Annotated in this window: 19 protein-coding genes; 4 read left to right on the plus strand and 15 right to left on the minus strand. The window is 48.5% G+C overall.

The window, feature by feature from the left end:
• Window positions 1-32 precede the first annotated feature (32 nt).
• The gene (locus D1627_RS10055) at window positions 33-965 is read right to left on the minus strand and encodes a phosphatase PAP2 family protein (RefSeq protein ID WP_119432116.1); all 933 of its coding nucleotides are present in this window, start codon (window positions 963-965) and stop codon (window positions 33-35) included.
• Window positions 966-1,109: 144 nt separating this feature from the next.
• Between D1627_RS10055 and D1627_RS10060 the strand changes: the two genes are divergently transcribed.
• Window positions 1,110-2,627 (plus strand): NAD(P)H-hydrate dehydratase, encoded by a 1,518-nt coding sequence (locus D1627_RS10060; protein WP_119432117.1) that lies wholly within the window; start codon window positions 1,110-1,112, stop codon window positions 2,625-2,627.
• On the opposite strand, the gene D1627_RS10065 is transcribed toward D1627_RS10060, so the two are convergent.
• From D1627_RS10065 to D1627_RS10115, 11 genes are all read right to left on the minus strand, one after another.
• Window positions 2,608-3,507 (minus strand): UbiA prenyltransferase family protein, encoded by a 900-nt coding sequence (locus D1627_RS10065; RefSeq protein ID WP_119432118.1) that lies wholly within the window; start codon window positions 3,505-3,507, stop codon window positions 2,608-2,610. The two genes, D1627_RS10060 and D1627_RS10065, sit on opposite strands and share 20 nt — an antisense overlap.
• Window positions 3,508-3,627: 120 nt before the next feature.
• Window positions 3,628-4,206, minus strand: a complete 579-nt coding sequence (locus tag D1627_RS10070) for an inorganic diphosphatase (protein WP_199688416.1) — start codon at window positions 4,204-4,206, stop codon at window positions 3,628-3,630.
• Window positions 4,207-4,260: 54 nt separating this feature from the next.
• A complete protein-coding gene (gene pafA / locus D1627_RS10075) occupies window positions 4,261-5,952 on the minus strand; it encodes an alkaline phosphatase PafA (protein WP_119432119.1) in 1,692 nt (563 codons plus the stop codon).
• 195 nt (window positions 5,953-6,147) lie between these two features.
• Entirely contained in the window at window positions 6,148-7,038 is an 891-nt protein-coding gene (gene atpG, locus D1627_RS10080; RefSeq protein WP_119432120.1) for an ATP synthase F1 subunit gamma, read from the minus strand.
• Between the two features lie 69 nt (window positions 7,039-7,107).
• Window positions 7,108-8,688, minus strand: a complete 1,581-nt coding sequence (atpA, locus tag D1627_RS10085) for a F0F1 ATP synthase subunit alpha (protein WP_119432121.1) — start codon at window positions 8,686-8,688, stop codon at window positions 7,108-7,110.
• Between the two features lie 2 nt (window positions 8,689-8,690).
• Entirely contained in the window at window positions 8,691-9,248 is a 558-nt protein-coding gene (gene atpH, locus D1627_RS10090) for an ATP synthase F1 subunit delta (RefSeq protein WP_119432122.1), read from the minus strand.
• A gap of 57 nt (window positions 9,249-9,305) precedes the next feature.
• The gene (locus tag D1627_RS10095) at window positions 9,306-9,800 is read right to left on the minus strand and encodes a F0F1 ATP synthase subunit B (protein ID WP_119432123.1); all 495 of its coding nucleotides are present in this window, start codon (window positions 9,798-9,800) and stop codon (window positions 9,306-9,308) included.
• A gap of 153 nt (window positions 9,801-9,953) precedes the next feature.
• Window positions 9,954-10,211 (minus strand): ATP synthase F0 subunit C, encoded by a 258-nt coding sequence (gene atpE / locus D1627_RS10100; RefSeq protein ID WP_025608468.1) that lies wholly within the window; start codon window positions 10,209-10,211, stop codon window positions 9,954-9,956.
• Between the two features lie 35 nt (window positions 10,212-10,246).
• Window positions 10,247-11,263: a F0F1 ATP synthase subunit A gene (gene atpB / locus D1627_RS10105; protein ID WP_119432124.1), complete on the minus strand. Its 1,017-nt coding sequence runs from the start codon at window positions 11,261-11,263 to the stop codon at window positions 10,247-10,249.
• Window positions 11,264-11,306: 43 nt separating this feature from the next.
• A complete protein-coding gene (locus D1627_RS10110; protein ID WP_119432125.1) occupies window positions 11,307-11,690 on the minus strand; it encodes a hypothetical protein in 384 nt (127 codons plus the stop codon).
• 5 nt (window positions 11,691-11,695) lie between these two features.
• On the minus strand, window positions 11,696-11,938 hold the full coding sequence (locus D1627_RS10115; protein ID WP_119432126.1) for an AtpZ/AtpI family protein: 243 nt from the start codon (window positions 11,936-11,938) through the stop codon (window positions 11,696-11,698).
• Window positions 11,939-12,240: 302 nt separating this feature from the next.
• Between D1627_RS10115 and porW the strand changes: the two genes are divergently transcribed.
• Genes porW through uvrC form a run of 3 tightly spaced genes read left to right on the plus strand, consistent with a single transcriptional unit; the run spans window position 12,241 to window position 19,254 of the window.
• Window positions 12,241-15,105 carry a type IX secretion system periplasmic lipoprotein PorW/SprE gene (gene porW, locus D1627_RS10120; RefSeq protein ID WP_119432528.1) on the plus strand — a complete coding sequence of 955 codons (2,865 nt, stop codon included), beginning with the start codon at window positions 12,241-12,243 and terminating at the stop codon, window positions 15,103-15,105.
• A 4-nt stretch (window positions 15,106-15,109) separates the two neighbouring features.
• Entirely contained in the window at window positions 15,110-17,425 is a 2,316-nt protein-coding gene (locus tag D1627_RS10125) for a penicillin-binding protein 1A (protein ID WP_199688417.1), read from the plus strand.
• An 11-nt stretch (window positions 17,426-17,436) separates the two neighbouring features.
• Window positions 17,437-19,254, plus strand: a complete 1,818-nt coding sequence (uvrC, locus tag D1627_RS10130; RefSeq protein ID WP_119432127.1) for an excinuclease ABC subunit UvrC — start codon at window positions 17,437-17,439, stop codon at window positions 19,252-19,254.
• 68 nt (window positions 19,255-19,322) lie between these two features.
• On the opposite strand, the gene porN is transcribed toward uvrC, so the two are convergent.
• The 3 genes from porN to porL are packed head-to-tail and all read right to left on the minus strand — an operon-like array spanning window position 19,323 to window position 22,657.
• The gene (gene porN / locus D1627_RS10135) at window positions 19,323-20,183 is read right to left on the minus strand and encodes a type IX secretion system ring subunit PorN/GldN (protein WP_119432128.1); all 861 of its coding nucleotides are present in this window, start codon (window positions 20,181-20,183) and stop codon (window positions 19,323-19,325) included.
• 22 nt (window positions 20,184-20,205) lie between these two features.
• Complete coding sequence (porM, locus tag D1627_RS10140; RefSeq protein ID WP_119432129.1) at window positions 20,206-21,801, minus strand: type IX secretion system motor protein PorM/GldM; 1,596 nt, start codon at window positions 21,799-21,801, stop codon at window positions 20,206-20,208.
• A 52-nt stretch (window positions 21,802-21,853) separates the two neighbouring features.
• Entirely contained in the window at window positions 21,854-22,657 is an 804-nt protein-coding gene (porL, locus tag D1627_RS10145; protein WP_119432130.1) for a type IX secretion system motor protein PorL/GldL, read from the minus strand.
• Window positions 22,658-22,716 lie beyond the last annotated feature (59 nt).

The following is a 22,716-nucleotide window of genomic DNA, read 5'->3' on the forward strand; positions in this document are numbered from 1 at the left end:
CGCAGCGCCTTGCCTTCATTAGCCGGTTTGGCTTAAAACGTTATACTCAGGCCCATGCCCGGGCTACCATTTGGCAACACCGTTGGGGCGATGGTGGTGTTGAGGCCTTTGTTTTTCGCCAGCTTGTCGTGCAGCCAGTACACCGTGTTCACCGAAAGTATGCCTACGCCGGCACCGGCCAGCACATCGGCCATCCAGTGCTCGTTGTTCATAACACGCATTACACCTGTGGCGCTGGCAATGGCGTAACTGCCCACGCTAACCCAAGGACTCTTGTGCCGAAACTCCTTATCTACTACGGTAGCAATAGTAAAAGCATACGCCGTGTGCCCCGATGGGAAAGCAGTTGGGTCGCCGTTGGGCCTATCAATGTTGGTGAGTTTTTTGGCGGGCCACACAATGGCAGAGGTAAGCGCCCCGGAAGCCAGCAGCAGGCCCGTTTGGCGGCCAATGTCGTGGCGGTTCTGCGAGGAGAACGCGTTAAAACCATACAAGTAGGCTATCGGCAGGAAAAACACGTAGTCGTCCACCTTGGTGCTAAAGTTAGGGGCATAGCGGTTGCGGTCGTCGCGGGCATCGTGGCTGCTGTAAAAGCCGTTGCCCTGTATGGTATACAACCCTGCGCCCACTAGCACAGCCGCCGGAATCAAGGCTCGCTTCAGAAATCGCTTGTCTTCGCCCTCACGCAGCTGCGCCTCGGTAAATGGGTTTTTCTGGCCAGGGTAAACGGTATCGGCTGGGGCCAAGGCAAGCGCAGCACCCGTATCTATCTGTGGAAGCGAATCAGCGGCTACAGAAACTTGTATGGCGGTATCGGTTTCGGTAAGTATACTTGTGTTTTGCGTCTGCGCCAGGAGTGGGTTAGTAAGCGCGAGCAAGCCAAACAAAGCGGCGGTTAGGTTTTTGGTCAGGTTCAAAGGCAATTCTCTTTTTGGTTGAACAATAGCTAATAAACTGTATTTCATACTTTTTTGTGCCCGTGTCCTATATTTTTTTGATGCTATCTACTGCTTTTCTCTTCGTTTATACTTCCAGAGCATCCAACTTTGCACTGTAACTGAACCGCCGAAACAAAGTATATTTAGCTAGACCAATAAACCCTGCCGCCCATGAAACTTTTATCCGCCGAACAAACCCGCGCCGCCGATGCCTACACGATTCAGGGAGAGGGAATTTCCTCCACGGATTTAATGGAGCGCGCCGCCCGTGCATTTGCAGGTTGGTTCGAGAATAAGTTTCAGCCCAGCGAGCAGGTGCACATCTTCTGCGGCCCCGGCAACAACGGCGGCGACGGACTGGTAGTGGCCCGTTTGCTCCACGAGCGCACGTATGGCGTGCAGGTATACCTGGTCGGGGAGCAGGATAAAACCAGCCAGGATTTCAGCATCAACCTGAAACGCCTGCCCGAAGCCCTGCAGCCAAAGCATATTGCTAAATCGGCAGACCTGCCGGCGTTGGTTAAATCATCTTGCGTGATCGATGCGCTCTTCGGCACAGGTTTAAACCGCCCCGTTACCGGCATCTTTGCCCAAGTCATCAACATGATGAATGAGAGCGGCGCCACCATCACCTCCTTAGACATGCCTTCTGGCCTCTACACCGACAGCCAGACACCCGAGGAAGGCGCTATTGTGCAGGCCAACCATACCGTCAGCTTTGAGCTTCCGAAACTAGCCTTTCTGCTGCCCCAGCACGAGCAATTTGTAGGCGATTGGCATGTAGTGCCCATTGGGCTAAGCCAGCAGTTTATTTCTGAGGTTGCATCTGATCTATACTTTACCACCCAGCAGGATGTGCACCAACTGATCCGGCCCAGAAAGAAGTTCTCGCATAAAGGGCTTTACGGGCACGCCTTGCTGCTCTGCGGAGGCTATGGCAAAATAGGGGCTGCCGTGCTTGCCGCGCGCGCCTGCCTACGCAGCGGGGCCGGGCTGCTAACGGTGCAGGTGCCCCAGGCGGGCTATACCGTGCTGCAGACCGCCGTTCCCGAAGCCATGACGCTTACCGATAAGCACCGCAAGCACCTCTCGGCTCTGCCTTCCAATATCGATACGTTTGACGTGATTGGGGTAGGCCCGGGACTGGGCACGGAGCGTGTAACTAAAACTGCCGTTGGCCAGCTGCTTGCCACCGTTTCGCAGCCACTCGTCATTGATGCCGATGCCATTAATATTGTGGCCAGCAGTGATAAGTTGAAAGCCCAGCTTCCGAAGGGAAAAGTTATCTTCACGCCGCACCCCAAGGAGTTTGAGCGCCTGGTTGGCAAGGTAAAAAACGACTACGACCGCTTGCAGCACCTGCGCGAGTTCTGCACCGAGTACCAATGCTATGTAACGCTTAAAGGTAGCCACACGGCCATAGGCACGCCTGAGGGCAAAGTATACTTTAACAGCACCGGCAACTCTGGGCTGGCCACCGGCGGCACCGGCGATGTGCTTACCGGCGTGATAACCGCGCTGGTTGGGCAGCAATATTCGTTAGAGGAAGCCTGTTTGCTGGGTGTATATATTCACGGCTTAGCCGCCGACCTGGCCTTAAGCACCGTTGGAAGTATAGCCATGACGGCCTCCGATGTGATAGACCACCTGCCCAAGGCCTTTATGCACCTCAACCAGCCGATGCCATAGCGGCGTACACTAGCCCGGCGTGCAGCAGCATGGCGCCATCGGCAAGTATGGCATAGTATATCCGGGGCCGATGAGCCGCCGAAAAGTATACCACCGTAGCCGCGCTCAATGTACTGGCAAGCAAAGCCCACAGCACAACGCCAGCCTCATTGCTCAGCAGAAGTATGGCATATAACCCCAGCAAGCCCAGCGAGAGCCGTTTCGTGTTCCTGACCCCGATCCACCCCGGGAAAGTGAGTGTGTTGGTATCGCGGTCATACGTATAATCCCGGATGTCGAAGAGCAAGGCCAGGGCAAGTATAAAAACGAAGCGGCGGAAGAAAAGCGCCAGCGCCTCTGGCTGCCATACCTGCAACCCTGCATCCAGCAACGGAAACATAGCCGTAACCACTGCCCATACATAGGCTATCAGGAAAACCTTAAGTAGCGGTACGCTCCGCAAGGGCTTTACACGTTGCTTTTTATACAGCATCGGCACGGTATACCCCACCGATATGACGGCCAGGTGCAGCAGGAACCATAGGTTTACCCTCAGCCCAAACCAAAAGTATACAGCCACGGCCATACTTATACTTAGCAGCCCAAGTATGGCAAGCTCGCGTTTGTGGCGCTGGCCCCAGGCCGGATCTTGCCTGTTTATGCGCTGCCCAGGCCTGCGAAGTATACTTTGCACACTGCTGAGGTTATAGGTAAAAAGCGTTGCCAGGAAGATAAACGTGGCCATGGGAAGCGACACGGGCAGGCCAGCCAGCAGGTAGGTTTCTACGGCCAGCGCAAAACCGCAACAGGATATAAACACGCTGCTATACAGCACACCTTCCAACACCCTATAGAGGCTTGGCTGCGCTGGGCGTGTACCGATTTGTCTGTTGGCTTCCATGCTGTCTTGCAATTACGCAACAAATCCGCCCCTAATCAAACGGGAGTATGCCTGCGCCTAAAAACAAAAAGCCCGGCACAGGAAATCCTACGCCAGGCTTAACAGGAAAAGTAAAATTCGTTATACCGCTTTCTCGCGCTTCTTAGGCTCGCCGAAAGTAGTGTTGTACAGTTCTATACTGTCCTGAATGATTTTGTAAGCATGCTCGCGACCCAGGAATTGCTCCACGATCACTTCCTTGTGCTCCAGTTTCTTATAATCTTCGAAGAAGCGGCGCATCTCCAACAGGGTGTGCGGCGGCAACTCGGAAATATCGTTGATGTGGCGCACCGACATGTCGTTGTTTGCTACAGCGATGATTTTATCGTCTTCTTCGTTGTTGTCGATCATCTGCATTACCCCAATTACTTTCGCATCGATCAGGCACATTGGCTGCACATCAATCGAGCAAATCACAAGGATGTCCAACGGGTCTTTGTCGTCGCAGTATGTTTGCGGAATGAAACCGTAATTGGCCGGGTAGTTTACAGAGGAGAAAAGTACACGGTCAAGCTTTAGCATGCCGCTTTCTTTGTCTAGTTCGTATTTTGCCTTAGATCCTTTCGGGATCTCGATGATAGCACTTACTACTTCCGGCGCCTCTTCGCCATAGCTCACGCTATGCCATGGATTGTTGTTGTCCATTATCTCCATATTCATCTTTAAATTTTTAATGCGCCGTCAACTATCACATCTTCTTCAGGCGCTATGGTTTTATTTCATGTATACTTGTAAGGGTTTGCCTACGCTTCCGTTGGGCTCTTGTATGTATAACCAGGAGGCGATGGTTGCGGCAATATCGGATACAGCAGTTGCTTCGCTGCTCTCGCCGGGTTTTATATTCCATCCGTACCATACTAACGGTACGTGTGTATCATAGTTAGAGTAAGAACCATGGGTAGTGCCTTTTGACTCTCTGCCATGGTAGCCCTCGAACCAGCCTGGCTCCATTAGCAGCACCACATCTCCGGAACGCTTCGCATTGTAACCGTTCTCAACATGCGACATCATGCCTGAGCTCCAGTTTGTGTTCTGCAACGTGGAGGCAGCCACCACGCGCATCATGCCTTCCAGACGCAAAGCATAATCCGCTACCCGCTGTTGCACTTCGCTTAATTCAAGTTTTTTGGCAAAGATAAGCTTGTAGTTAAGGTAGATCTGCTGGTTCATGTATTTTTCAACCCAATCGCCGTTGCCATACGTTTTGTCTAGGTAAGCATCTACAGAGTCGCGTACTGTGTTGGAAACAGCTACTCCTGCAGGCACTTTCATTTCTCTTAGAAACGCAGGCGCATGCGCTGCACCGTGGTCAGCTGTTAAGAAGAAAAGCACTTCGCCTTTTCCAACTTCTTTCTCAATCTCGCTGATCAGCTCAGCCAGTTCTTGGTCCAGACGCAGGAAGATATCTTCAGCTTCCACTGAGTTTGGCCCAAAGGTATGCCCCACGTAATCCGTGGAAGAGAAGCTTACCGCCAGGAAGTCTGTTACATTATCCTTGCCCAGGTCTTCGCCACGCAATGCCGCTAAAGCAAAATCTTTGGTAATGGTATTACCCGCTGGGATAGAACGAATCAGTTCATAGTCTTCTCCTCTTAGCGCGGGTATGTTATGCGGAAAAACAGGTTTCTCCTCGCCAGCCAGCGTCCCCTCCCAAGGAGAATCGTCAGCGGAGCTTTCGGTGTACTGCTCAAGCGGCAGCAGAGTTTCCCAAACACTGTTTAAGTACTGGTCTGCCAGTTTCTTATTGTTAAACGCTTGCACCCACTCCGGAAGGTCCTGACGGTAATACGTGCTCGTGATCCAGTTGCCGCTCGGAGAGTCGAACCAGTAAGCCCCGTTAGCCAAATGGCCAGCCGGAAGTATAGAACCGCGGTCTTTCAAGGCTATACCAATTACTTTAGCCTGCTTGTTTGTAGCCAGCCTAAGCTCATCGGTAATAGTTGTTGTTTTAAGGTTGGCCGGCGACATTTGCCCTGCTGTTGAGCTACTGCCTACCGTTTGCACAGATTTATCATCTACACAGTATACTACCTTTTTTTGGTCTCGCTCATACCAGTTGTTCCCTACAATGCCATTTACTGCAGGCACGCTACCCGTATAAATAGAGGCATGCCCTGGCCCTGTATAGGTTGGTACGTAGTTGTACTGCGTGTTTTTAAAGTTAAACCCCTGCTGCAAAAGTTTCTTGAAACCGTCGCTACCATACTTGCTCCAGTAACGGTACAGGTAATCGTAACGCATCTGGTCAACCACAATACCCACTACTAGTTTGGGTCTCTGGAAAGCAATGTGGCTCTGCGCAGCTGTGGCCTTGTTTGTGGTAGAAGTTGTTTGGTTGGCTCCAGCGCATGCGCTTAGCAATAACATGCTGGCTAGTACTGGTCTTACCAAAGCTAACTTTTTCATAAGGGTGTTGTGTATCATGTTACTTATGTTCACTTATTACAAATATAACAAGTACCCTCCACTAACGTGCATGGTGTTCTGCTACAGCCTAATATTTACGATTTAATAACATTTAACCCGACTTTACAGGTAGCCGCAAAAAATAAGCAGCGCCCACCTTTGTTGATGGGCGCTGCTTTTGTGCTTTGTTACTGATTAATTTGAAGACAAAGCCTCTGCACCACCCACAATCTCGAGGATTTCTTTGGTGATGGCTGCCTGGCGTGTCCTGTTGTAAGTCAGTTTTAGCTGCTTCAGGAGCTCCCCAGCGTTTTCAGTTGCCTTGTCCATGGCTGTCATACGGGCACCGTGCTCAGAGGCATTAGACTCCAGAACGGCTTTGTATACTTGTATCTTCAGCGATTTAGGAATCAGCTCTTCAATAATCTCTTCTTTAGAAGGCTCAAAAGTATAATCGATCAGCAGTGCCGCAGCGTCCACCTCTTCGGCTGGCTTCTCCTCGATTGGCAGGAATTGCTCCTGGCGCACGATCTGAGTTGCTACGTTCTTAAACTCGTTATATACCAGATCCACTTGGTCAAACTCACCAGCCACAAAGCCAGCCATGGCACGCTCCGCAGCAATGCGAACCGTATCAAAGGATAAGGTTGAGAAAGTATTGCTATAATCACCGATTACGTTGAAGCCTCTTTTACGGAAAGCGTCAAAGCCTTTACGGCCGATTGTCAGGATGGTAACCTTACCGGCATCAAACTGGCTTTTGTACTTACCATTAGTTAATGCCAGCACACCTTTAATGATGTTTGAGTTAAAGGCACCTGCCAGTCCACGGTCAGAGGTTACGGCAATGATCAGTACGTTGTTAACGTCGCGTTTTTCGGCGTACAGATTAGTAACAGAACCTTCAGCCATCGACGAAAGGTTCGTCAGGATGCCGCTCAGGCGCTGTGCGTAAGGGCGCATACGCAGGATGCTATCCTGTGCACGTCTTAGCTTGGCAGCCGATACCATTTTCATGGCCTTGGTAATTTGCTGCGTCGACGAAACAGATGTAATGCGGCTTCTAACCTCTTTTAAACTTGCCATATATTCTTGCTATGAGCAAAAGCTGAGGGGCAAAGTATGGCTTTACCCCTCAACCTCATTACTTAAAGACTATTTGTTATACTTTGCAGAAGTTTCCTTCGCCACCTGTTTGATAACAGCTGTAGTAGTGTCATCCAGCTTACCAGCTCTCAGTGCGTTAAGTGCATCTGCGTGCTGAGCACGAAGCGTGCGCAGGAAGTCTTTCTCAAAGTTTCTTACTTCAGAAACCGGAACTGTATCTAGCAAGCCATTGGTAGCGGCATAGATAGTTGCTACCTGCTCCTCTACCGGTACCGGCGAGAACTGTGCCTGCTTCAGGATTTCCAGGTTACGACGGCCACGCTCAATCGTAAGCTTTGTAGCAGCATCCAGGTCAGAACCGAACTTAGCAAACGCCTCCAGTTCACGGAACTGTGCCTGGTCCAGCTTAAGCGTACCAGCTACTTTCTTCATTGACTTGATCTGCGCCGAACCACCTACGCGAGATACCGAGATACCTACGTTGATTGCCGGACGGATACCTGAGTTGAACAGGTTAGTCTCAAGGAAGATCTGGCCATCCGTGATTGAAATCACGTTTGTTGGGATATAGGCAGAAACGTCGCCCGCCTGCGTTTCAATGATTGGAAGTGCTGTAAGTGAACCACCACCTTTTACAAGGTGCTTGATTGACTCTGGCAGGTCGTTCATGTTACGGGCAATCTCATCAGAAGAGTTAACCTTAGCCGCACGCTCTAACAAACGTGAGTGCAGGTAGAACACGTCTCCTGGGTAAGCCTCGCGCCCTGGTGGGCGACGAAGAAGAAGTGACACCTCACGGTAAGCCACAGCCTGCTTCGACAAGTCATCATAAACTACCAGTGCAGGGCGGCCAGTATCACGGAAGAACTCACCGATGGCAGCACCTGTAAATGGCGCAAAGAACTGCATTGGAGCAGGGTCAGCGGCAGAAGCAGATACAACTACAGTATAATCCATAGCTCCACCTTCTTGCAGGGCTTTCACAACCTGTGCTACAGTAGAGGCCTTTTGGCCAACAGCTACATAGATACAGAAAACAGGCTCGCCTCTGTCATAGAATTCACGCTGGTTCAGGATAGTATCGATAGCTACCGCTGTTTTACCAGTCTGGCGGTCACCGATGATAAGCTCACGCTGGCCACGTCCGATTGGAATCATGGAGTCGATCGCTTTGATACCTGTTTGCATTGGCTCATTTACCGGCTGGCGGAAGATAACGCCCGGTGCCTTACGCTCCAGTGGCATTTCATACATTTCGCCCGCGATAGGGCCTTTACCGTCGATAGGCTGGCCCAGCGTGTTTACAACACGGCCAACGATACCTTCACCTACTTTAATAGAGGCGATACGGTTAGTTCTTTTTACGGTGGCGCCTTCTTTGATCTCGCTATAGTCGCCGAGCAATACGGCACCTACATTGTCCTCTTCCAGGTTAAGAACAAGTGCCTGTAGACCGTTCTCAAACTCTAAAAGCTCACCAGACTGAGCCTTGGAAAGGCCATAGATACGAGCGACACCGTCACCCACTTGCAGTACAGTACCTACTTCTTCCAGTTCCGCTTCGGTACGGAAGTTAGATAACTGTTCTCTTAATATGGCTGATACTTCGTCAGGTCTTACTTCTGCCATGATTATAGTTTATTGATGTATGGGTTGTCTTTAAAATTATTTCTCAGCTTGCGGAGACTGTTCTTCACAGAGCTGTCGATTTGTTTATCTCCTACGCGCAGCACAAAGCCGCCGATAAGTGATGGGTCTACACGCTCTACTAACTCTATGCGCTTACCAGTCTGGGCTACCAGTTTCTGGCCAAGTTCATCGCGTAGGGCAGGGGTAAGCGGAGCAGCCGAAACGACCTCAGCCGTTTGAATGCCTTGCATTACCTTATATTGATCCTGGAAAGATGTTGCAACTGAATCCAAGATGGACTCCCGATTTTTGCGGGCAATCAGGATAAAGAAAGCCAGTGTCAACTCCTGTACTTTCCCTTTAAACACGCCATTGATGATCGCTAGCTTTTTATCTGACTTAACGATCGGATTCTCCAACAGCAGCTTAAAATCGCGGTTCTGAGAAATCACCTGAGAGAACAGCTGCATATCTGCATTTACCTGATCTAACACGTTCTTCTCCTCAGCCAGCTCAATCAGCGACTTCGCGTATCTGGAAGCAACTCTAATATCTGACATAGTGCTTTTTTATAATGCGGAGGTACTACTTTGGTAGCACTACAGCGTTTATACTTGTTAGTTAAGCGTTACTTCGCGGATATAATCCTGCGCCAGTGTGTGCTGGGCAGTTTTGTCGCTAAGCTCTCTTTTCAGGATTTGCTCGGCAATCTCCAGAGAAAGGGAAGCAGCCATATTCTTCACTTCAGTGATGGCAGCACGCTTCTCGTTTTCGATCGACTCGCGCGCCTGCTCAATCATGCGGGCTCCCTCTTCGTTAGCTTTTAACTTGGCTGTTTCTACAATGCTGTTGCCAGCCTCAGAAGCTTCCTTGAGGATTTTGTCGCGCTCCATACGTGCTTCAGCCAAAAGTTTCTCGTTGTCAGCTTTTAGCGCCTGCATTTCAAGCTTTGCCTTTTCAGCTGCGCTCAAGGCACTTTCAATAGAAGTCTCACGCTCATGCAGTGCAGTCATGATTGGCTTCCAAGCGAACTTACCAAGCAGGAACAGAACGATCAGGAAAGTTACTGTCTGCCAGAAAAGTAGACCAATACCAGGGGTTACTAATTCCATTTTTTATGAAGTTGAATATTAGGTTCTTTTTTGAGTGGCTTTGCTGCCACCTTTAACTATACTGAACTATGTTTTTAACCTCATCGTCTGGGCCATGCGCCCAGACGTGAGATTAATAAGCATGTTAGCTTTGTTACTTTTATAAAAAAGTAATTAAGCGATAGCGATCAGAAGGCATACTACCACACCGAACAGGGTTACACCCTCGATAAGTGCAGAAGAGATGATCATGGCAGTCTGGATTTTGCCACCAGCCTCAGGCTGACGAGCAATAGATTCCATAGCTGAACCACCGATGCGACCGATACCCAGACCAGCGCCAAGGGCAACTAGACCTGCACCGATACCGGCACCCATGATACCAAGACCAGCGCCTTCAGAAACAGCTTGAAGCAAGATTGCTAACAACATAGTTATAGTTATATATAGTTAAAAAAATAAAATTCTTAGTGATGATCCTCTGCATGGTCGTGCTCCTCTACGGCGCCACCAAAGTACATTGCAGAAAGAAGGGTGAAGATATACGCCTGCAGCAGTGCCACAAACAACTCCAGGAAGTTCATGAAGGTAGCAAACGCCACGCTCAGCGGGCCAACGGCCACACTTCTAAAGATAAAGATCAAGCTAAACAGCGACAGGATAATGATGTGGCCTGCTGTGATGTTAGCGAAAAGACGAACCATCAGGGAAAATGGTTTTGTCAGGATACCGATTAACTCCACAGGGATCATGATCGGGGCTAGCCATGTTGGCACGCCTGGCGTGGCAAAAATATGCTTCCAGTAGCTCTTGTTGCCGCTAAACACTGTAATCAGCAAGGTGATCAGTGCAAGAACCAGCGTTACAGCAATGTTACCTGTCAGGTTAGCGCCACCCGGCATCAGGCCAAGCAGGTTGTTAAACCAGATAAAGAAGAATACAGTGAGCAGGTATGGCATGTAGCGCTCATACTTCGGGCCGATGTTCGCCTTCGCAATCTCGTCACGAATAAAGATAATGATCGGCTCAAAGAAAGATTGAATGCCACGTGGGGCGCTCTTCGGGTTGTTTTTATAACGGCCTGCGATTATAAAGAACACAATAAACAGCAGCGCCACACTAACAAACATAGAAGCTACGTTTTTAGTGATAGAGAAATCATACAAAGCTGCATGACCTTCTAGTGGCTCACCTGCCTCGTTTACACGTGTGATATGGCCGTGCTCCAGGGCATACCCATTATAAGGTACTGTTTCGTGGTTCTCGCCATAGAAATTGTGAGAAGAGAACACCTTAAACTCACCATTATCTACTAATATAACTGGCAGGTAAAGAACTACCCCATCAGCAAAATGCCAAGTATAATCATCTGCGATGTGGTGCGTGATCATGTCACCTGGCTGAAACTCACCTCCTTCAACAGGCGCTTCAGCATATACAGTTAGCGTCAGGAAGGAAAACAATAAAACAAATAACCTCTTCATTAAGAATGATTTAGAAGCAAGATTTCACAAACAGAACCTACCGTTAATTCTGCCCTCTCAAATGCGGGCGCAAGTTAGCCAACAAACTGTAAATTTCAAACCCGGTAAACAGGAAATATAACGCAAAGAAGTTGAAAACAAAGTGCAAGCGGCCCTCTTTAAAGAACCACACATACAGGCCTATTACACCGATGCTCAGCACCACCCGAAACCCCATCGAGGCAAAATAGTACACCTGGAAGTTCTCAGGGTCGTTTTTATATCCTAGCTGGGTCAGGTAATAGGTAAATCCAGTGATGAATACGAAGAAAATAAGCATGTACCAGATATATGCATGCAGCAGGGTATGCCCGGTAAATTGTAGCAGCGCACCGATAACAATACAAAGTATAGCCGCAAGTATGGCCAGGTTTCGGAAAAACGTCACGTATATTACTTTTTATTTATTGATACTATCGTTAAAACCATCGTGCTTATTACGGCTATTAAAAGCAGCGCAATGGTAAACCATGGTTTTTCGTTACCCATATAATCATCCAACTTCTGGCCAGCAAAAGCTGCCAGCACCAACGCCCCAATCATCTGGAACGCCATACCTGAATATTTCACATAAGGCTTTATACTATCTTGCCTCCGCTGCTCAGGTTTCTTATCTTTCTCAGAAGAATTATCCATGTGTTTCAGAAGTTTACAAAGGTAGTCCTTTTTACGGTCACTAGCGTAGCATACATGCAAGCTTCTATATTATATCTGGCCTGAAACCAATATCGGTTTTAGATAGTTCAATAGCAGGCTGTAAAACAGCCCTTTGCTAAACTATCCAAGGATTATTGTATTTTTGTATAGGGCTAAGGACCTTGCTGCTTACAACTAATGTTATAGCAAGCAGCGGGGCATGTTGCCATAATTTTGCACAAACCGCGACGTTTATACCTTATTATACTATAGTGCCTACACACTCTGCAGCAAGCATCACCTTGAACAAGAAACCGCTCTACATACTTTTTGTGCTTACCGGGCTCCTGCTGGCGGCCTGCTCCACGGAGCGTAATAACCCGCTGAGCAAGGCCTACCATAATACCACTGCCCGCTACAATGGTTACTTCCTGGCCAAAGAGAAGATGCGCCTGCTGGAAGAGCAGCTGCAGGAACAGACACAGTATGACTACAGCCAGGTGCTGCCAATTTACCCGGCCATAGACTCCACGACTGCCAAAGCCATGGCCGCCGACCTGGAGGACATCAAGAAGAAAGCCTCTTTCCCGATTCAGTATCATAAGAACAGCAAATGGGTCGATAACAGCTATGTGCTGATCGGTAAGGCAAACTATTACGAGCTGGCTTTTGCCGAGGCCGTTCGTACGTTTAAGTATGTTAACGCCAACAGCCAAAGCACTGACGACCGGCATGAGGCATTGGTATGGCTGATGCGCTCTTTTATGAAGCTCGGCGAGATGGAAAACGCCCAACAGGTATCGGAGTACTTGCGCAAAGAGCGCCTGAACCGTGCAAATGCCCGTGAGCTATACTTGGCCCGTGCCCATTACTACCGCCTGCAGGGCGATACCGCGCAGGTTATAGAGAACCTTGCTCTCTCTGTGCCCAACTTCGAGGAAAAAGATGCCGAGTCGAGGGTCCGTTATACTTTGGGGCAACTCTACCAGCTAACCGGCCAAGACAAGCTCGCCAACAAGCAATACAGCAAAATCCTGCGGAACAACCCGCCTTATGACTTGGGCTTTTTCAGCCGCTTAAACCTGGGGCAGGTAACCGAGCTCGCCGATGCCAGTGACCGTGAGCGCATTGAAGGACATTATCAGAAGCTCTTGAAGGATGATAAAAACAAGGAGTACCGCAACAAGATATACTATGAGATGGCTCAGCTGGAGCTACGCCAGCAACAGTACGACAAAGCCCTCAACTACCTGAACCTATCGTTGCGCACGCCGGGTGCCCTGCCAAACCAAAACGCTTACAGCTATGTATCTGCCGGGGAGATTTATTTCGATAACCTGCACAAGTATGATGTAGCCGCCGCTTACTACGATAGCGCCGTGCAAGTATACCCGCAGCGCTCTCCGCTGTATGAGGCAGTGGCCGAGCGCGGTGAGATACTCGCTAATTTTGCGCAGCAGTACACAACCATACAAACCCAGGACAGCCTGCAACGCCTTGCCCGCATGCCAGAAGCCGACCGCATGGATTATCTGCAAAAGCTAGTGTTGCAGGCAGAAGAGGCCCGCCAGGCTGAAGCCGCAAAGCAACAGCAACTGGCACAGCAGGAAGAACAGCAAAGCCGTCGCCAGAACCGAAACAATAGCAACGGAGAGTTTGGCGCTGGCAACAATACAGGTGGCGTTTGGTATTTTGATAATCCCTCTGCCATGGCGACAGCACGATCAGAGTTTACGCGCCGCTGGGGCAACCGCCCAAACCAGGATTTCTGGCGTACCCGCACCCAAGGCGAAACCGGTGCCCAAACCGATATTGCCCGTGCTCCGGAAAGTATAAGTACCATCGAAAACCAGCTTACACCCGAAGAGCGCATGCAGGCCCAGGTTGATACATACTTGCAAGATATTCCGCTAACAACCGCCGCGTTGCAGCGCTCAGAGAAACAGGTTGAGGAGGCTTTGTTTAAGTTAGGAGGTATCTATGCACAAATCCTAAAAGCGCCTTCCGAGGCAATCACGACCTACGAAAACCTGCTGGAGCGCTTCCCGCGCACTGAGCATGCCGCCGAAGTATATTATAGTTTGTACTTGCTTTATGGCCGCACCGGCAACACGGAGCAGCGCCAGGTATACCATAACAAAATCAAACAGCAGTTCCCGAACACGGCTTTCGCGCGCCTGCTTGACGACGAAGGCTTCATGGCAAAGAATGCAGCTAACAATATTATCGTACATGCGCTCTATGACTCTGCGTTTGCGCACTACCAAGAGCAGGAGTATAAGCAAACACTGGATTTGCTAAACCAAGTAACAGCGCAGTATCCTTTAAATGATATCCAGGATAAGGTTATGTTTTTAGATGCTCTGGTAGCCGCACGCACCGAAAAGCCGCAGGTGCTCCGCGACAAGCTTATTCGTTTTAAGCAGCAGCATAAAGGCAGCCCACTTATTTTCCAAGCCGATAAAATGCTGGATACTTACCAGGAGCTGGAACAGAAAAACCAACTCCGCGCCGAAGCGCCTGCCCCTCCAGCACCAACCACCAAAAAGCCAGCGCTAAGCCCGGAGGAAAAAGTTAGCACAGAAATTGCTCAGGTTACAGCATCGGCGGCAAAGGCCACGCCTGTTTTAAAAGCTGCCGAAATGGGTGCCACAGCGCAAAAGCAACCCGTGGCAGCACCTGCAGTGGTTACGCCTCAGCAGCCACTTGAGCCCAAAGCACAAGTGCCTGTGCAGCAACTTCAGCCGCAAGTTGCCTCTCCATCAGTTGCAGACTCAGCTGCTTTGCCCGCCGCTGACCCGCTGGAGTATAAAGCCGAAACAGATTCTGCCTACTACTTTGTGCTAATCTACCCGGAAGGGGAAGCTGCATTTAAGGACATCCAGCAGAAGTATGAAAAGTATAACAGCACATACTATAGGGCACAGGCCCTGAAAGTTGATTCAGTGGCATACGGTAATGGCAAAACCATGCTTGTGATGCGGGCTTTCCAAGACCCGAAGCTGGCATCATCTTATAACATTAAACAAAAGGCGCCCCAAGCTCCGGTGGGTAGAATTAGAGGCGTAGATTTCACTACCTTTGTAATCTCTTCTGCCAACTTCCAGAAGTTTATGCAAAAGAGAGACCCGGACGCATACCTGATCTTCTTCAAAAACAACTATTAACCACATGACTACGCGTCAAAAGACCCTTAACCCGAAGAACCCGATTTTCTCTAAGATAGTATCGGCTTTGTGGCTGCTTTTTATCGGCGGCTTCGTGGCTTTTATATTCTATATCTATGCGGTAAGCATCAATTTCCTGAACCTGTTCGGGGAGTTACCAAACCTGCGCTCCCTCGAGAACCCTAAAAGCGAACTGGCCTCTGAGCTTTTCTCGTCAGATAATGAGTTGTTGGGTAAGTACTTCCGCGAAAACCGCTCACCTGTGGATTACGAGGACCTGTCTGACAACCTTGTTAATGCCCTCATAGCTACAGAGGATATCCGTTTCGAGGACCACGCCGGCATCGACCCGCAATCTATGGTGCGTGTGGCGGCTGGTATACTTACCGGCCAATCGAAGGGTGGTGGCAGTACGCTTACGCAGCAGGTTGCCAAAAACTTATTCGATACGCGTGGCGATGAGTTGAATGATGGTATCCTGAGTGATGTACCGGGCCTGCGCATGCTTATCCTTAAAACCAAGGAGTGGATCATGGCCGTGAAACTGGAGCGCTCTTATACTAAGCGCGAAATCCTGACTATGTATCTAAACACCGTGCACTTTGGCTCAAACGCCTATGGCATTAAAGTGGCGGCAAAAACTTTTTTCAATAAAAAACCCGACGACCTGAATGTCGAGGAATCAGCTGTGCTGGTAGGTCTGCTGAAGGCCCCAACATACTACAGTCCTAAAATGAGCCCAGAGAACTCCAAGCGCCGCCGCAATACGGTGTTGGCGCAGATGGTAAAGTATGATAAGCTTTCTCAGGAGGAGTTCGACAAGCTAAAGGATCAGGATATTAAGCTCGATTACCGTGTGGAAAGCCATAACGTGGGTCTAGCGCCATACTTCCGCACCGAGGCTAGCAAATTCCTGTTGCAGTGGTGCCGCGAAAACGGCTACGACCTGTATGCCGATGGCCTGAAGATTTATACTACCATCGACTCTAGGATGCAGCAGTATGCCGAGCAGGCAGTTGCCGAGCATATGAAAGACCGTCAGAAAGCGTTTTTCGAGCATTGGAAAGGCCGAAACCCATGGGTAGACCAAAATATGCGTGAGATTGAAGGTTTTGCTGAGCAAGCCATAAAACGCACAGACCGCTACCGCCGCCTGAAAGCACGCTTCGGTGATGACCAGGACTCTATCAATTATTACCTCAACAAAAAAATCCCGATGACCATCTTTACCTGGGATGGTGACAAGGAAGTTGAGATGAGCCCAATGGACTCGCTGAAGCATTATAAGAAGTTCCTGCAGACTGGCTTCATGGCCATGGAGCCACAGACTGGCCACATTAAAGCATGGGTAGGTGGCATTAACTACAAGCACTTCAAGTATGACCACGTGAAACAGGGTGCACGCCAGCCTGGCTCTACCTTTAAACCATTCTTGTACACTACCGCCATCGAAAACGGTTACTACCCATGTTACGAAGTACTGGATACTAAAACCTGTATCCCGCTTGCCGATGGTAATATGTGGTGCCCGAATAACGCTGACAATAAGTTTAGCGGCGAGAAGTATACACTGCGCAAGGCCCTTGCCGAGTCGGTTAACTCTATTTCCGCCTTCCTGATGAATAAGTTAGGCCCCGAAGCTGTTGCCCAAACTGCCCGCCGTATGGGTATTACCACTACTTTGGATGAAACGCCAGCGCTTGCTTTGGGGACCAGCGATGTTACGCTGTATGATATGGTAGGCGCTTACGGCACGTTCGTGAACGGAGGTACTTGGGTGCAGCCATCATACATTACCCGCATTGAGGATAAGCATGGCAATGTAATCGCTGAGTTTGTGCCAAAAACGATTGAAGCCTTAAGCGAGCAGACAGCTTACATGATGGTGCATATGCTTAAAGCCACTGCTGAGCCAGGCGGAACAGCTTACTATGGGCTGCGCTACCGTAATGGCCTTAAAAATGAGATGGGTGCCAAGACCGGCACCACCCAAAACTATTCCGATGCCTGGTTTATGGGTATTACCCCTGATCTAGTATGCGGAACTTGGGTTGGCGGTGAAGACCGCTCCATACACTTTAGATCAATGGCCCTGGGCCAGGGTGGCAAACTGGCTATGCCAATATATGGTTCGTTTATGCAGAAAGTATACAAGGATAAGTCGTTGGATGTTTCTAAAGATCCTTTCCCTAAACCTTCTGCGCCTTTATCTGTAGAATTAGACTGTAACAAGTATAACCAGGGCGTGCAGATAGACTCTACCCAAAAAGACGAGTTTTTGAACCTGCCAACCGAGATTGACTTGGACGCTGAGATCTAATTCTGTGACCTATGCCAGCAAACGAAAAGCTGAAGGATAAAATATCGCACCTGCCGCATAAGCCCGGCATTTACAAGTTCTTCGACGATAACACTATTATTTATGTAGGGAAGGCGGTTGACATAAGAAAGCGTGTAAGCTCTTATTTCAACCGCTCTGCCCAGCATAACAAGAAAACGCTTAAGCTCGTCTCCCAGATCAGGGACATTGAGTTTACTATCGTTGATACCGAGGTAGATGCTTTCCTTTTGGAAAATAATCTTATCAAACAATATCAGCCAAAGTATAACATCCTTCTAAAGGATGGCAAGACCTATCCATACATCTGTATCGTAAATGAGCGTTTTCCGCGTGTTATTAGCACACGCAACCGTAAGAACGATGGCTCCCGCTATTATGGCCCGTACCCAAGCGGCACAACCATGAACGTGATCCTGGATCTCATCCGGACCTTGTACCCGCTTCGCACCTGCACCTATAACCTTTCCCCAGAAAATATCGCGGCAGGCAAATTCAAAGTATGCTTGGAGTACCACATAGGTAACTGCAAAGGCCCTTGCGAGGCGCTCGTGGATGAAGCAGAGTATAACCAGCACATCGCCCAGATTAAGAACATACTTTCGGGAAACCTTACCGTAGCTAAGTCATACTTTAAAGAGCAAATGGCTATTGCGGCTGCCGATTATCAGTATGAGCTAGCGCATAAGTATAAGCAGAAACTGGACATGCTTGAGGATTTTCAGGCGAAGTCGACGGTTGTTAGCAATACGCTTACCAACATCGATGTATTTACGATAACCAGTAACGAGCAATGCGCCTTTATTAATTATTTAAAGGTCATGAACGGCTCAATCATACTTACACAATCACTAGAACTGGAGAAGAAGCTGGATGAGGAGGACGCCGAGATTCTGGCCTCGGTTATTGTGCAGCTGCGTCAGGAATTTGAAAGCACTTCCCGCGAGGTTATCACAAACATTGAACTAGAACTCCCGCTTGATAATATTACCATCACTTACCCACAGATTGGGGATAAGAAAAAGCTGCTTAGCCTCTCGCTGAAAAATGCCTTATACTTACGTAAAGAGCGTGAGGGGCGGCAAGAAAAGAATAAAGAACTAACTGAGCAGCGCGAAATACGTGTTTTGGAGACAATGAAGAAAGATCTCCGCCTTACGGAACTACCACGCCACATTGAGTGCTTCGATAACTCGAATTTTCAGGGTGACAATCCTGTAGCATCTATGGTTTGCTTTAGAAATGGCAAGCCCAGCAAAAAGGATTACCGTCATTACAATATCAAAACTGTGATTGGCGCCAACGACTTCGAATCGATGTATGAAATTGTTACACGCCGCTACCGCCGCCTACTCAACGAGAACCAGCCACTGCCGCAGCTTATCATTATTGACGGGGGTAAAGGCCAGTTAAGTATGGCAGTAAAAGCGCTTAGGGAGCTTAATATTTACGGGCAGGTAGCAGTAGTAGGCATCGCTAAACGCTTAGAAGAGATTTTTTACCCTGGAGATTCTCTGCCTTTATACATTGATAAAAAGTCAGAGTCGCTTAAGCTTATCCAACGCTTGCGTAATGAGGCGCACCGTTTTGCCATTACCTTCCATAGGAGCAAACGCGATGCAGGTACGCTTAAAACCGAACTCACCGACATTAAAGGTATTGGCCCTACCACCGCGGATGCTTTGCTTCAGAAGTATAGATCTGTAAAAAAGCTTCGTGAGTTAACTTATGAGGAGTTGGTTCTTGAAGTTGGTAAAGCTAAGGCTGCTATACTTCATGCGCATCTTCATGCAACTAACCAGGAAGCATAAACTCATACTTCTAGTTAATAAAAAAGGAGACTCAAATGAGTCTCCTTTTTATATCGCTGTTGCAAAGCTTAGTAGCTCCACAAGCTGTATTCGTATTCAATTAGAGCTTCTGCTGCATCCTGTGCTGCAAGTAAGCCTTTCTTGCCACCACCGTAAATATCTGCCAATGCTCTATCGCCTGGGTTAGATATTTTAGTGATGTAGGAGCTGAACAGCCACAAGTCAAAAGCATCTGCCAGGTTCTTATGCTGTGCATCGTTTTGCGCGTTGTACCAGATCGCCATATCCGGGTTGTTACGGAAGATGCGTACCAGGTCACTCATTTTAAAGCTCGCCACGTTCTGCTCAAAACCTAGCGGGTTAAGCGTTGCTGGCACTTTAATGCTGATCGACTGGATATCGTGATACATGCGGGAGCGCTTTTTATCGAAAACAACGTTTTCTTTCAGTTCCAGCAGGTACAGTTGCTTCGGGAAGAACTCGTTGCTAACAGCAACAGGCTCAGACGAACCGGCATCGCTACCTAAGGCAGCACCCCATCCATCATCCTCCGCTTGCTGTTGGCCAAAACCAGCAGCAATTTCCTCATCGCTCAATCCTCCATCGCTTTGCTTCGGAGTCATGTTAGCGATAAATTCTTCACGCGTGATAGGCGTATTTACAGAGTCGCTTCGGTAAGGGGTAAGTTCACCGCTTTTTACCGCGTTGATAATCACTTTAGTGATCTCTCTGTTTTCTGAGAACATTGGCTTGTTCTGCTTTTCACGCAGGTCAACTTTACGCCATACTGTTTTCTTGAACAGAACATCAGACTCTGGAATAGGCCTTGCCGAAGGATTACTAGAGGTTGTGTTTGATACCTGCTGCGCCATAGCACCTACAGATAACATCAAACCGGCTGCTACACCTATTGCTTTAACTAATTTCATACTCCTTGTAAGCTTCTAAATATTAATTTAAAGGAACGTTGAAGTTCGGGCTTCCTACGTTAACATCAACCGCCTGGCCTTTATAGTTCAAACGCTTTACATCAACAACCTCAATCACAACACGGTCACCTTTGTTGGCCTTAGCAGCAAAGCTTGTCAGGTTCGCTGTTGGCCCGTTAAACTCACCCTGATCTACAGGTTGGTTGTTACGCACCAGGAACGCTCTCCACTTTGTTACTCTATAACGTGCTTCGTTCGGTAATAATTGTTTAAAACCTTCATCAGCTACTGCCTGAATCTCAACCGCTCTGAAAGACTGTGCCGGAACACCGCGTTTCACATCCACTGGGCGGCCATTAACCAAGGCAACAATCTCAGGCTTTGGAATCGGGCGAACTCTGAATTTTTCAGAACCGATTGCATTGCCACCGCTGCTTACGTTAATAGTTACCTCCGTTGCGTTCGGGATGATGGTTACCTCACCTTTTTTGGCACCTTTGATGGCAGAACCACCGCTAGCGCTGAAGCTTGGGTCATATACTGCGCCCAACGCAGGCACCTGAATATTCAGCTCGTTAGCACACTGGAAATACAGTGCCTGCACCGATGCAGACTGAACCTGGATTACCGGCTTCGCTACAATGTAGTCTTCTGTTAAAACAAATGTTGTATCGCGTCCATTCTGGTTAATGGTTACTTGTCCTTTCCAGGTTTGCTTTGAGTTACCATCCGCATCGTAGTTTGAGGCAGAAGCTACAAACTCTACTTTACCTAAGCCATTCTCAACTTTCACAGGCTTGCCCTGGAAACTCATTTTAGGCGTAATGTTGTCAGAAGAAGCAGCGATAAACATATCTGCTTTATACTTTGTACCGGCTGCCACAGTTTTAGACTCAGCACGCGCCATCGCAAAAATCTTCTCAAATTTAATGATGTCGGCACCTACCTTTTGGGCAAGCTTCTGCAAAGCGTCTGCTTCATACTTCAATACTTCAGCTTCTTTCTGAGAAAGCACTGCCAGGGCAGCAACCATAGGAGTCTCTTCAAAGTTTAGCTGTGCAAAGTCTTTACGGCGCTGATCCGGGTCATTTTTAGCTACCGGGTCCTCTGAGCCATCAAGCGCCAGTTTGTCTGGCGTACTCGGGCTATACTGCTTCAGAAACTTAGCATAGTCATTTAGCTTATCCTTCAGTTCATAGGCAGCTCCGTTATTCTTGTTAGCAGCGCCAATCATATTGATGGCAACGATGTCGTTACCCTCTGGTTGCGCATAGCCGCCTTCTTCAGTCTTACCACCAGTTTTTTCAACTAGCATATCGCGCAGGCCGCGGATATAGCTAACCATTTCTGATGTTCTCTGCCGTACTTGCTGCGCACTCTCCAGCACACGTCTGTCATTAGCAGAAGGTGTTTTATTTTCTGCTATGGCAGCTTTAATGTTAGATATGACCCCGGCATTATCATTCACTGTCTTATTGTTTACTTGTCGCAAGGATTCATCCAAGAACTGAAACTTTAACAGGATAGCCGAGCTCACATTTAAGGCAAGCATTGCGGTCAGTACGAGGTACATCATACCGATCATCTTCTGCCTTGGTGTCTCTTTTCCTCCAGCCATTTTATACTATATTAACTGTTGTTTTCTTACCTAGAACTTATTCAAATCAATATTAGCTTTTCATCGCTGTCAGCATGTTACCGTACACTGTGTTAAGGGAGTGTAGGTTTTGCGTCAGGCGGCTAACTTCTTGTTTGAACTGCTCTGTATCTTTGCTGGCATCAGTCAGGTTTTCCATGGCCATGCTAAGGTTACCGTAGAACTTGTTCATGGCTTTCAAATGCGTGTTAGCATCCTGCAGTTCCATTTCGTAAACAGCGTTCAGGGCGCCCAAATTGCGGGTCATACCTTGTACCTGGTTGTGATACTCCTGAGCATCAGCGGTAGAAACAGCCATTTTAGCGATAGCATCAGCTGTAGTAGCGTATGCATGATTGATCTTATCCATCTGATCAGCGGCAGATCTCACACGTACAGTATATTCTTCGGTTGCGGCAGTGGCATTGCTGATATCAGCTAAGCCAGCAGCTGTGTCGCTCAGGCGGTTAAGGCCTAAACCAAGTTTATTGATTGTCTCTGGAGTAATATCAGCATTACGCATCATATCATCCAATTTACCTGTTACAGAGGGACCTGCAGAAACGGCTGCTGTGGCAGGCACAAGACCTTCACCAGCGTAATCATCAGACAGTTGTGGGTAAACTCTTGACCAGTCTGGCTCGTGCCCTTGTGGCTGAAATGCACTTAGCGCAAAGATTACCGCCTCTGTCAAGAGACCTATAATAAGCATTTCGTTTGCGAACTCCCAGTGCTGAATCTTGAACAACGCACCAACAATTACGACGGCAGCACCAAGACCATATACTTTGGGCATCAAAACGTCGAACAAGAAACTACGACCTTTAGCTTTGCTCATTTTGTTTTCTAATTAAGTAGTGAACGATTAATTAAGGATTAAAGGGGGATTGGTGTATT

Origin of the sequence: Pontibacter oryzae, from assembly GCF_003576375.1 — a bacterium.
Lineage (GTDB): Bacteria > Bacteroidota > Bacteroidia > Cytophagales > Hymenobacteraceae > Pontibacter > Pontibacter oryzae.